General features: G+C 50.5%; 11 protein-coding genes. 7 read left to right on the top strand and 4 right to left on the bottom strand.

The window, feature by feature from the left end:
• Positions 1 to 219 precede the first annotated feature (219 nt).
• A complete protein-coding gene (locus GZ59_RS05390) occupies positions 220 to 1,428 on the bottom strand; it encodes a glycoside hydrolase family 28 protein (RefSeq protein ID WP_011092692.1) in 1,209 nt (402 codons plus the stop codon).
• A gap of 849 nt (positions 1,429 to 2,277) precedes the next feature.
• On the opposite strand from GZ59_RS05390, the gene pelI reads away from it, so the two are divergent.
• Positions 2,278 to 3,321, top strand: a complete 1,044-nt coding sequence (pelI, locus tag GZ59_RS05385) for a pectate lyase PelI (protein WP_011092691.1) — start codon at positions 2,278 to 2,280, stop codon at positions 3,319 to 3,321.
• Positions 3,322 to 3,542: 221 nt separating this feature from the next.
• Here the strand turns inward: pelI and uxuA are convergent, their stop codons facing one another.
• On the bottom strand, positions 3,543 to 4,739 hold the full coding sequence (gene uxuA, locus GZ59_RS05380; RefSeq protein WP_011092690.1) for a mannonate dehydratase: 1,197 nt from the start codon (positions 4,737 to 4,739) through the stop codon (positions 3,543 to 3,545).
• 267 nt (positions 4,740 to 5,006) lie between these two features.
• The gene (locus tag GZ59_RS05375; protein ID WP_011092689.1) at positions 5,007 to 5,741 is read right to left on the bottom strand and encodes an FCD domain-containing protein; all 735 of its coding nucleotides are present in this window, start codon (positions 5,739 to 5,741) and stop codon (positions 5,007 to 5,009) included.
• Positions 5,742 to 5,952: 211 nt separating this feature from the next.
• On the opposite strand from GZ59_RS05375, the gene GZ59_RS05370 reads away from it, so the two are divergent.
• From GZ59_RS05370 to GZ59_RS05345, 6 genes are all read left to right on the top strand, one after another.
• On the top strand, positions 5,953 to 7,146 hold the full coding sequence (locus GZ59_RS05370) for an alpha/beta hydrolase (RefSeq protein WP_039290591.1): 1,194 nt from the start codon (positions 5,953 to 5,955) through the stop codon (positions 7,144 to 7,146).
• Between the two features lie 354 nt (positions 7,147 to 7,500).
• Positions 7,501 to 8,745, top strand: a complete 1,245-nt coding sequence (locus tag GZ59_RS05365; RefSeq protein WP_011092687.1) for a SpoIIE family protein phosphatase — start codon at positions 7,501 to 7,503, stop codon at positions 8,743 to 8,745.
• Positions 8,746 to 8,758: 13 nt separating this feature from the next.
• Positions 8,759 to 9,313, top strand: a complete 555-nt coding sequence (locus GZ59_RS05360) for a SiaB family protein kinase (RefSeq protein ID WP_011092686.1) — start codon at positions 8,759 to 8,761, stop codon at positions 9,311 to 9,313.
• Between the two features lies 1 nt (position 9,314).
• Positions 9,315 to 9,767, top strand: coding sequence for a DUF1987 domain-containing protein (locus tag GZ59_RS05355; RefSeq protein WP_011092685.1), 453 nt, complete (start codon positions 9,315 to 9,317; stop codon positions 9,765 to 9,767).
• Positions 9,754 to 10,461, top strand: coding sequence for a GGDEF domain-containing protein (locus GZ59_RS05350; protein WP_011092684.1), 708 nt, complete (start codon positions 9,754 to 9,756; stop codon positions 10,459 to 10,461). Before GZ59_RS05355 ends, GZ59_RS05350 begins: the two co-directional genes overlap by 14 nt.
• A gap of 79 nt (positions 10,462 to 10,540) precedes the next feature.
• Positions 10,541 to 11,434, top strand: a complete 894-nt coding sequence (locus GZ59_RS05345; protein ID WP_011092683.1) for a LysR family transcriptional regulator — start codon at positions 10,541 to 10,543, stop codon at positions 11,432 to 11,434.
• On the opposite strand, the gene GZ59_RS05340 is transcribed toward GZ59_RS05345, so the two are convergent.
• The gene (locus GZ59_RS05340) at positions 11,431 to 12,147 is read right to left on the bottom strand and encodes a sulfite exporter TauE/SafE family protein (RefSeq protein ID WP_039294772.1); all 717 of its coding nucleotides are present in this window, start codon (positions 12,145 to 12,147) and stop codon (positions 11,431 to 11,433) included. The genes GZ59_RS05345 and GZ59_RS05340 overlap by 4 nt on opposite strands.
• Positions 12,148 to 12,595 lie beyond the last annotated feature (448 nt).

Raw genomic sequence — 12,595 nt, 5'->3', positions numbered from 1 at the left:
TCATTTTATAAATAACGGTGCTGCGATTGCTGACAAAGTGAGTCGAGCGGTGATAATGGGTAGATCGTAAAGACGCTGCAAGTACCTCCCTGTAAGCTCGAGCCGCGCCATCCCTGGCGCGGACGCTTTACTCTTCTATCCCATTACCACCGTTCTAGTTCTGCAAGAATATTTGTCAACAGTCTAGACGTTGTCATGACAAAACAACGAGTAATGGAACTACTTCTTAACGTTGACGTTCTTGATCTGCCATGTGCTGTCGCTGGTCAATTTGACATTTTTCATCGTCACTTCTATCGGCTTTTTCGCATTCTCACCGTTCAGCACCACGACGCCCTTGGTTTCCGACGTCACATCCTTAAACGTGATATCACTCCAGTCCGGGACATTACTCCCTTCTTTTTTCTCATATACCGTATCAATCACGATCGGTTTCGCCACATTCTTCATGACGACATTGCTATACCGAACACCATTGACCACCCCGGCAGCCGATTTGTCGCTTTTAATGCGTAAACCGTTGGTCGTACCGTTCATCTTCAAATCATCGACCGTGACGTTATAAACGCCCATGGTTTCACTACCGATCGACATGCCATGTCCGGTACCAAAGTCATTATGAAGAATGGAGATATTGCGCGTTTCTGCCCGGCCTTTGTACGCTTTGATCGCGACGTTATCGTCACCCGTTGAAATATTACTATAGGCAATAGTGATATTTTTTGACGACATCGGATCGATACCGTCGGTATTTCTGGCGGTGGACGGCGTTTTAATCGTGGTTTTCCATGCAGTGAAGCCATCGCCATCGCTGAATACGACGTGGAAGTTCGGGGAATTAATGAGAGAGACGTTATACAGCGTAAAATTCTTGCTCTTATTAATCTGAATCAGCCGAGGGGTATTCTGTTTTAGCTTTTTCACTTTGGCATCAGCGGCCAGTTCCCACCAGCTCACCTTTTTATCCTGAAGCTTCACGCCCCCTTGCCCATCAATCGTGCCCGGCCCATAGATTCCGCTATTCGTTGTACTCACTGCGGTAATAAAAGCATCACAACCCTTACCGTTTTTATCAACCACACCACAGGATGAAGGCGAGTTCTCAAAAGACTTGGCGTTATTTATAGCCCGCAGAGTCACCCCTTTGTCAATTAATAAGCTGGCGCCTGAAGGTAGGGAGAGCGGACCGCTGAGAAAGACGGAAGAGCTTCCTGCGCTCAATCTTACCGCTTTTCCCTGCCCGCAATTATTCAGTGCTTTTTGAATGGCACTGGTGGCCGTGCTGCTGTCTGCTTTAAGCACCGTACAAGAAGACGGTACTTTCGGTTCGCTCACTGTTCGTGAATCAGAGGCCCATGCCGATGCGCTAAACAGGCCGATAAGGCCCAATGATAATGATAAAACGCGCTTGCCTGATTGATATTCCATGTCAAACCTCACCTTATAGATATCCGCAATTTTGTTGTCACTAAAAAAGGAATTACGCTTCCTTTTGGCTTAATAAGAAAAATAAAACACTTTTATAGAAACTAAAAATTGTCGGACATACATATGTAGATTAATAAAAGTCCATTTACATAAAACCTTGCCTATACCCGTCATACTTCAAGTTGCATGTACGTTGACTTCGATACTCGGCACACTTGCGTGTGTCTCGCCCCGCTGGGGCCGCTGCAAGCAGCGTTCAAATCTGCCTTTGGCAGATTTGTCACTCACCCGAATCACTTACTTCTGTAAGCTCATCGGGATTAAATGAGAGACATTCTGTCTCTCACCGAAGGCCAGCCGTTGGCTGGTCAAATTCGTTCCAGACGAATTTGTCATTCTCTTGCCGCCTGCCTGAAACTCGAATTATTTAGGGTATGTGTTTCTTGGAAAAGACATACGGTTTACGCGTGATTAAATTATCACCAGAAAATTAAATGAAGTATCAACAGAACGTGGAAACAAACCGAATCCCGTCACGTGCAGCTGTTGGCGAGTGGTAAGCTTTTTCTCTCTTCAGGATATTCATTTTCCTTATTCTTTAATAAGAACCTTCCGAATATTTATTAATTCATCAAAAAATAATTAAATAGAATATAATAAACAATATATAAAATTAAATATAAAATAATAACAGACTAAATTAAATAATCTGATTATTCTCAACAATTCTGCCGAATTATTATTCATTTCATATTCTCTATTATATAATCCCCCTCGATGCGCTAGGACTCCCTCTTTATTCCCTAAATAAAGAGAAAAAATATCCGTTTAATTTACAAGGAAAAACACATGTTTAAGTATTTAACACCGATATTTTTATGTACTGCTGCTTTTTCTTTTCAGGCTCAAGCTGATGACACTATGTTGATGCTGCTGAAAAAAGATAATGCTACCTATTTAAGCTGGTCTACCGATGCAGGCAATGTAGTTCGCCAGGATGTGTATCGCAGCACTAGTAATAATCAATCTGGCAGCGAAAAAATCGCAGAACTCAATTCCACCGACAGAACCTTTGCGGATTTAACCGCTAATCCGAAATCGGAATATTGGTATTGGGTGGATACGGTTAGCGGCAATAATAGCGTCCTGAAATCTAATGCAGCATCAACAGCGCCAGCGCCATTACGTGCAGCGCCGCTGAAAGCAGCTAGTCCAGAATGTAAAGCTGGGGCGGTTATCAAAGATAAAACCGTCGACTGCGGCGGTATTACTCTGGGTCTGAGTTGTAAAGGCGACGGTGACGATCAGCCTCCTGTTATCACGCTGGAAAATGCCACCATCAAGAACCTGCGTATCTCTGAAAAAGGCGGTTCTGACGGTATCCACTGTAAATCAGGCAACTGCCGTATTGAAAACGTGATCTGGGAAGACGTTTGTGAAGATGCAGCAACCAACCTGGGTAAAACCATGACCATCGTCGGCGGTGTCGCACATAACACCACCAATGGCCCTGGCGGCAAGCCGGACAAAGTGCTGCAACAGAACTCCAAGAACAGTCACACTATCGTACAGGGCAACTTCACCCTGACGGGTCAACACGGCAAACTGTGGCGCTCTTGTGGTGACTGCACCAACAACGGTGGCCCACGTAACCTCACCATCATCAGCGCAACCGTTAACGGCACCATCGACAGCATCGCTGGCGTAAACCGTAACTTTGGTGATGTCGCTGAAATCCGTGATTTGCGTATTAAAAACTACAAAGCAGGTAAACCTAAAATCTGTGAAGAGTTTACTGGTGTAGAAAAAGGCAAAGGCACACCAACAAAACATGACGAGCAGTGGGATACCAAGAACTGCAAAGTCAGCCGTTCAAACGTGAAAGCCCTGTAATTCAGCTATTAAAATTCATATCTATACCCTAAATAATTCGAGTTGCGTGAAGGCGGCAATCGCGTGAATCCCCAGGAGCTTACTCAGGTAAGTGACTGGGGTGAGCAAGGGAAGCCAACGCACAAGCAGCTTGAAGTATGACGGGTATAAACCCCTCTGGGGTCCTGTGACGCATCACACTTCAACAGACCGTGCTACAAAGCACGGTCTGTTTCATTTCATTATCCTTGCTGCAATTCAGTAAACCGCGTGCACTTCAGCGCCAGCTCAACACCACGCAGTTCCGCCAGCCCTTTCAACCGCCCAATTGCCGAGTAGCCGGGATTGGTTTTCTTTTTCAGATCGTCCAGCATCTGATGCCCATGATCTGGACGCATAGGGATCGGACGACGATCACCCGCCTTTTGACGACGCAGCTCTTCCGCCAGAATGGCATTGATGATCGCCACCATGTCCACATCCCCCTGCAAATGCGCCCCTTCGTGGAACGAGTTAGGATTCTCTTCACGACAGGTGGCACGCAGATGGGTGAAATGCACGCGATCGGCAAACGTTTCCAGCATGTTAACCAGATCGTTATCTACCCGCACACCGTAAGAGCCCGTACAGAAGGTAAAGCCGTTATGAAGGCTATCGACCGTCTGCTTTAACCAGCGCATGTCGTCAATCGTTGACATCACGCGCGGTAGCCCAAGAATCGAACGCGGTGGATCATCGGGGTGAATAGCCAGTCGGAGACCCGCAGCTTCAGCCACTGGCACAATTTCGCGGAGGAAATGCGCAAGATGCTCACGCAGTTTGGCATGATCGATGCCATCATACTCCGCGAGACGGCCACGGAATTGCTCCAGCGTATAGCCCTCTTCGGACCCCGGCAAACCCGCGATAATATTGCCCGTCAGACGCGCAATATCATCTTCGCTCATCATACGGTAGTAGTCGGCAGCCTGTGCCTGCTCATCCGCCGTGTAATCTTTTTCGGCACCGTTGCGTTGCAGGATATGCAGTTCAAAAGCCGCAAAGGCAATATGATCGAAACGCAGTGCTTTTGAGCCATCCGGCAGCGCATATTCCAGATCGGTTCGCGTCCAGTCCAGCACGGGCATGAAGTTATAGCACACCGTATCAATGCCGCACTGCGCCAAATTACGCAGCGATTGCTGATAGTTGGCAATATGCTGCTGATAATTCCCCGTCTGAGTTTTGATCTCTTCATGAACCGGTACGCTTTCTACTACCGACCATACCAGCCCTTTCGCCTTCAATTCAGCTTTGCGCTTTTCAATCTCCTCAACCGACCAAATTTCACCATTGGGAATGTGGTGTAACGCCGTCACCACGCCGGTCGCTCCGGCTTGCCGCACATCATCCAGTGAGACAGGATCGTTCGGGCCGTACCAACGCCAAGTTTGTTCCATACCGAGTTACCCTTTTTTTGCCAAAAATAGTGGTTTTCGTCCAGATAGCAAAAGCCTACCTCACCGAAATCGGCTGTCAAACGAAACTCACAAATTGATTGACCAATTACACAAAAAATCTGTTATTTGGACTAATAGCATGCATAAAAAGACTATAGAAATGGAAAAAGAGGCATGAAGTGAATATTTGGTCTGATATCTTCACCCTCCGTACACCGATTCGATGCCGGAGAGAAAATTCACACGGGAAGGGACATATAGGGGGAATCAAGATTCCAGACGTGAAGGTACAGACTCGAACAGGTAACCATCGAACGCTGGGTCGTCTACGTTCGAGATTTCCAACAGTTTAATTTTTACATTCTCCAAATGCTGCCACATTGCCTGACGCGCCATGTTCACATCACGACGAGATACGGCACGCAGGATCTGTTCATGATCGTCCAGCCACTGGCGCTGATAGCTGAAATCATTGGTATGGGAGTGAATCCCCTGCCACATTGGACTGCGCTTACGCGCCTGCCAAACCTCATACACCATATTGGCTAAGACGCTGTTTTGGGTAGACTGCGCCAGCAGGCAATGGAATTGTTCATCGGCACTTTCATCCACGCTGCCGTTCTCAAGCGACGCCCTTTCTTGTTCAATGGCTTGTCGCATCTTCACAATGTCACTCTTGGTCGCCTGCATTGCAGCAAACGCTGCGACTTCACCTTCCAGCAGCTGACGCGCCTGCATCAGCTCGAAAGGGCCATAATCGCTATCCACCACGCTATCTTTTCCCTGTGCGGTCGGGAGTTGCATGACATAGACACCGGAACCTTTGCGCACCTCAATCAGCTTTTCCAACTCCAGCATGATTAAGGCTTCACGCACCACGCTGCGGCTGACGTTGTAGGTTTCAGCAATGTCACGTTCGGGAGGCAAGCGGTCGCCAATCTGATAGTTTCCCTTCAGAATTTCCACGCGAAGATTGTCACCAATCTGCTGATATAAACGCATACCGCCATCCCTTTATTCAACATCGGCCATCGTAATATTGGCCTGACCAAAAGACAGAAAAAACACCCAATTTGTCTGAAGTATAACATGAAGCCCCACCGCGCCAGCACGTTGAGCGCCATGCTTGCCAAATAATTTCAGATATAGTGTTGTCGAAACGCCATATCCCGTTAGCGAGCAGGTTGATGTTGCCAGCAGGCAAGGAGCATAAATGACAATAGACGTATTCCGGTTCGTTTCGTGGACAGTCTGGAAACGAGTGACGACAGGTTTGTTCGCTATCATCGGCGTGCTTTTCATCGTCGGATGCAATAGCAATCCGCGCGACATCACGCCATTAGGGCAAACATCATTCGAGCGTTACCAGCAAGACACCACACGCTGGGTAGCGCAGCATCGTGCCTTCCAAACTGCGGATAAACAGCTGGAATTACGTTGGAACACGCCGAGTGAAACACGCCACGCGGGTCAACCGCATAAAGCGATTTTGCTGGTGCACGGGCTAGGAGATTCACCCGGTTCATTCATTGACGTCACACCGGAATTGGTCAAACAAGGCTTTCTGGTCAGAACCGTTTTACTGCCGGGTCACGGCACTCGGCCCTCCGATCTGCTGCACGTCACCGTTGATGACTGGCGCAAAGTGGTCGCCGAGCAGGCTGCCATCCTCAGTAAAGAGGTCGATGAGGTCTATCTGGGCGGCTTTTCGACCGGCGGCAATCTGGTTCTGGAGTACGCCTCACAACATCCTGAAATCAAAGGATTGGTGCTATTTTCACCCGCCATTAAATCCAACGAGAAATACGATTTCATGACGCCACTGCTGTCCGTGTTTACCGATTGGCTAATGTCACCGCGCCCCGGTTACCCTGAGCAGTTGGCGACCCGCTATATGCGAGTGCCTACCAATGGTTTCGCCCAATATTATTATTCCAGCAGCGGTGTTCGTTCACTGTTGGCCAAAAAGCCTTATGACAAACCGGTGTTAATCGTACTGGCCGAGCATGATTCGGTCGTCGATACGACCTATATTGTCAACGCGTTCGATACGCAGTTTACCAACCCGCGCAGCCGCCTGATCTGGTATGGCGACCGCCCTGCTGGTGTGCATTCCTCGCGCGTTTTGGTACGTACCGGCTCGCTACCTGAATGGCGTATCAGCCAGCTATCGCATATGTCGCTCTTGTTTTCACCAGAAAACAAGGAATACGGCAAAGCAGGCTCCATCATTATTTGCGCCAACGGACAAACCAATAACGACCTGACGGCCTGCGCGGATCGCAGCGCGCTGTGGTATTCCGATTGGGGGTATAGAGAAAACGGTAAAACCCATGTGCGCCTGACCTTTAACCCCTATTTCGACTGGCAAAATCAGATCATGGCCAACGTACTAGACGCACAATAACCTTACCAAAAACGGGTGCCTTCCCTAGATAATTCGAGTTGTAGGCAGGCGGCAATCGCACGACAAATCGGTTTTAAACCGATTTGAACAGCGCTAGCGTAGTCCGAAGGGGGAACCTCATATATGAGGTTCATTAATCCCCAGGAGCTTACACAAGTAAGTGACTGGGGTGAGTAAGGACAAATCGGCTTGGTCGATTTGAACGCCGCTTGCAGCGGCCCTTCAGGGCGAGGCTCAGAGATGAGCCGAGTATTGCCAACGCACCTACGGCTTGAAGTATGACGGGAATTGTCATCATTTGGTCATCAAGGGCAGGTATTTTTACTTAAAGATAAATCCGCCCAAAGATTAACCATGATCTCCATGTCCGTTCCTCGCGCCCGACCACTCCTCCGGGGTACTCCGGTGGCGCGAGATCTTTGTATTCCTTTGCCGGATGTTTCTCCCAACACCGACAATGCCACCGTATTGCAGTTGTTTAGTAAAAATAAAGAATGGGTCAGCCTGCCTGTCGTTGAGGATGGACGCCCTTTCGGCTTAATCAACCGCCATATTTTCCTCTCGCAGATGTCCCGGCCTTTTTATCGCGAACTGTATGACAAAAAGAGCTGCATCGCGTTTATGGATAAAAACCCGCTGATCGTTGATGCGCTGGCCTCATTGAACGACGTCGCCGATCAAACGGTCATTACCGGTGATAAATCGCTGACGGACGGCTTTATGATCACCGAGAACGGACGCTATATCGGTATCGGACTCGGTATCGATCTGATCAAGGCCGTATCGGATATGCACCTGCGTCAACATCAACAGATTATGCAAAGCATCGAATATGCCAGCGTGATTCAGGCCGCGATGCTGACGACATCGACGCAGGCGATGTCCCGCTCGCTCGCTGACTGGTGCTTAGCCTGGGAGCCACGGGACTGCGTCGGCGGCGATTGTTATGCCTTTAAAACCTATCAAAACGGCTGGCTGGCCGCCGTCGCGGACTGTACCGGGCACGGCGTACCCGGCGCATTCATGACGCTGATTTTTTCTTCCGCACTGGAACAGGCACTCACACAGCACGGCCCAATGTTGCCAGCGCAGTTATTGCAAGCGATCAACCGCCACATCAAAGATACGCTGGGGCAACGCGGCGAATCACGGCAGCTTTCTACCTCTAATGACGGCTGCGATGCGATGCTGGTGTTCTGCGATATGACGCGAAACACGCTGACGTTTTCCGGTGCACGGATGCCAGCCTTCATGCTGCAACGCCACACCGGACAGATGACACCACTCCAGTGCGATCGTATGGGTATCGGCTATACCGAAACGCCTTATGACTACCAGTGGTCGAGCTACGAATTGCCGCTTCATGACAACGATATGTTTTTCATCACCACGGATGGATTGACGGATCAAATTGGCGGAGAACGCAGGATTATGTTTGGTAAACGTCGACTACAGGAGCACCTACAGCACTATAAAAACCAACCTATGCGTGAGCTGGCTAACCAACTCCTGTCAGCACACAAGATCTACCAGGGCGATCAGACCCGACGAGACGATTTAACATTTTGGGGCTTCCGACATTGTTCGACTTTTGTTTAATCAGGTAGGCAGAATGATGCCAAACATCAAATACACCGAGTTCTTTTCGCCCTCTCATCAGCATGACATCACGCTGTATTACGTGGGCTATTTTTCACAAAACATCATCAGTTCACTGGCTGAAACCATGCGGCTACAGCTGGAGAAAAAGCAGCTTCCCGCTGGTATCCGTCGCCGGCTGTTCTCCACATTCGTGGAAATGGTACAGAACATCACCCGCTATTCCGCCACACAGTTAACCGCTCTTGAGAGCCCCATCGAGGTTCGTCATGGCTCCGTGTGTCTGGGTTACGAAAATGGGAAATACTTCCTGTTGTGCGCTAATCCGGTACGCCCTGACGATGTCGAGAAGCTGCGGGGACGTCTTGAACCGCTGCGCGGTATGACGCTTGATGAAATCCGACTCGCCTACAAAGTCTCTCTGCGTGATGAAACCCCGTCATCAAGTAAAGGCGCGGATATGGGGCTGTTAACCGTAGCGCGTGATGCCAGTGAGCCACTCCAGTTTACGTTTCGGGCCGACGCATCAACGGGGCTATCTACGTTTTATCTGAAGGCAATCATTTGACATGAAAAATATAACGACCATAAGCAACCTCCATATTTCGGGGACATCCTGTACCCCGGCAGTTGATTTCCACTTTGACACACACCGTCTTTATCTTTCCGGCGAATCTTATCCTGAGAATGCGGCGGCGTTTTATCGCCCGCTGCTCACCGAGATTCAGGCATATCTGCATGCATTGACGACCTGCGCAGAAACGATGCCACCGGATGAGGCACTCCCGAGCATCGAAATACACGTCTCCCTGATTTACTTCAACAGCTCCAGCACCAAGATGCTGTTCAGTTTATTCAACCTGCTTAACCAAGCGGCTGAACAGGCGCTCTCTATTGCGCTGTATTGGTATTACGACAAAGACGACGACATTGCAGAAGAATTTGGTGAAGAACTCCACATCGATTTCCCTGCCCTGACCTTTCACAGCACGATTTTGAGTGATAACCATGAGCACAATTGAATTGTTTACACCGGAATATGACATTCTGCTCGCCGCGCGCAACATTGCTAACCAGCAGGAAAGGCCAGCAGAAGTCTATCGCGATACGCTAATGGCATTAACCGATCACTACCAGCGATTGGTACGAGAGTCGCATCGCCTGATTTCACGCAGCGATCGGGCAGAGAAAGAGCTCAATCGTCTGAATGCGCAGCTCAATCAGTTGGCGGTCGAGTTAGAGTACAAAGCCAGCCACGATCCGTTGACCAGCGTGTATAACCGTGGCGCGATTATTGAACGCATAAACCACGCGCTGGAACGCAATCAGGCAGCGCTCATCGTGTTGGATATCGATCACTTCAAACAGGTGAATGACACCTATGGTCACCCTACCGGCGACGCCGTGATCTGCGATCTGGTATCACGTGTACAGCACGTCCTGAATACCACGAGCAGCATTGGTCGCGTCGGCGGTGAAGAGTTCACGATCCTGCTGGAAGGACATACGCTCATGCAGGCCGTCGCCCTCGCCAGCCAACTCCATCAGGATCTCAACAGGATGCCACTCAGCGTGCTGCCACAGCAGCGCGTTACTGCCAGCTTCGGCGTCAGTTGGGCACCGCAGAAGACCAGTTTTGATGCGCTATACGGTGCAGCAGACGTGGCGCTCTATAAAGCCAAAGAGAAAGGAAGAAATAGGGTGGAGTTTCAATAAGTCACAGGCTGGGCGATTGCCGTCGCCCTGACTCGCGACCATAATAGTGGGTATCGGCTCACCCGAGACAGATTCCCCTATGCGATTCGATTTAACCGATCTTCGGCTGTTTCTCAATATTCAGAAAGCAGGCAGCATTACCGGTGGTGCAGCGGCATCCAGCCTGACCGTGCAGGCCGCCAGCGAACGAATACGGGGAATGGAAGAGGAACTGGGCGTACCGCTGCTGTTGCGATCAAAAGCAGGCGTCTCGCTTACCGACGCAGGTTTTTCACTCGCGCACCATGCCCATATTATCCTGCGTCAGGTAGAACATATGCGCAGCGAATTACACCAATACGGCAAAGGGCTACGCGGCCACATTCCCCTGTTGTGTAACTCGGCAGCGCTGAATGAATATTTACCCGCCCTACTTGGCCGCTATTTGGTGGTTTGTCCGCAGATATCCGTAGCGGTGAATGAAAAGCTCAGCCGCGATATCGTTGATGCGATCCGCAATCAAACCGCCGACCTCGGCATTGTGGCCGATTCCGTGACGCTAGACGGACTGGAGACTCGCCCGTTCCGTCAGGATGAACTGGTGGTTGTGGTTCCTCGTACCAGCATCTGGTCTGGCACAACGCCGCTTGCCTTTTCCGCCATCGCCGACGCCGAATTTGTCGGGCTTAGTGAAGGTGCTGCGTTGCAGGAACACATTGATGAACATGCCAGAAAGCTAGGAAAACGCCTGAATTATCGCGTGCGCCTAGCCAGTTTCGATGCCGTCATGCAGGTGATTCACAGCGGTATCGGCATTGGTATTCTTCCGCGACATGCGGCACAGCGGATGATGGAACGGCTAGAGGTTCACACCATCCCGCTGTCAGACGATTGGGCGACGCGCAATCTGGTTATCTGCGCCCGTCAGTTCTCCGCTCTGCCCGGCTACGTTCAGGATTTCGTGGCGTTTATTACCGAAGCGTATGCGGATTAGAGCAGCCCGCGTGCCACCATGTATCCACCCAGTGCAATCAGTCCGATAAAGAAGCAGCGCCGGAAAAGCAGTTCACTAATCGCGTGGCGCAAACGTTGCCCTATCATCATGCCGAGTAGCGCGGGAATCAGTGCCAGCAACGACTGCCAGAGATCGATGCCCTCTAGCCCGCTCCCCCGCATGAGCTGTAACGCCAGCCCCAGCGTGGAGACGGTAAACGCCAACCCCAACGCCTGTACCAGATCGTTTTTATTGAGTCGCAGACATTGCAGGTAAGGCACGGCAGGAATCACAAAGACTCCCGTTGCCGCTGTGATTGCACCAGTGATGTAGCCCACCAGCGGCGAGAGCCAGATTTCATGGCGTCCCGGCTGCGGCAAGGTGGTCGCCACGATGCCCCAGAGGCCGTAAACCACCAAAATGCCGCCGAGCGCTGCGCTCGTCCATGACGACGATGAGGTGAGCGCGGGCAGCCCATTCCATAACGTCCCAATAATGATTCCGGCAAATAGCGTCCAAAACCGCTTAATCAGGCTAAGAAAGGCCGGGCCGCAGACGAGCTGCCAGATGTTGGTCACCAGCGAAGGAATAATCAGCAACCCTGCTGCGCTGGCTGCTGGCATGACCAGCGTTAACAGCCCCATGGCGATTGTCGGTAATCCCAGGCCAATCACACCTTTCACCATGCCAGCCAGCAGGAACACCACCATCATCGTCATTGATTGCCTCGGTTTGCAACAGGTTGATTTACAAAAGACCCCACGAACGAATATTCCAATAAGGTGGCGGCGGGTGTCTATGCGGATTGTATTGAGGCTGATTCAAGGAAAATTGGAGGCAAAGGGAGGATTGAGAGTCTTGGAGTCACATATTTATGCAGGCTCAGAGACCGTTTCGTGCGCCATAATGCTGTTATTTCATGCTACCTCGTAGCACGCGCCCGACGCAGGGCGCTCAGTCGCCGCCGCCCTGCGAACCCTGGCTTCCGGCTAAATTATGTCGCTGCGCGATGCCATCGTCGGTATCAGGCTTAACGGACCGCTTGCGACACGTTTACTCGCCCCATAAATGGGGCTCGCCCTACGGGCCAGCACAAGTGCTGTTCAAAAACGTCTCTGACATTTTTGTCCGACGTGGCGCAAGCTTTCGCCGCGTCCATGC

The organism is Pectobacterium atrosepticum (genome assembly GCF_000740965.1).
GTDB classification, from domain to species: domain Bacteria; phylum Pseudomonadota; class Gammaproteobacteria; order Enterobacterales; family Enterobacteriaceae; genus Pectobacterium; species Pectobacterium atrosepticum.
The sequence above is the reverse complement of the archived record's forward strand: the minus strand, read 5'-3'. Positions and strand labels throughout refer to the sequence as shown.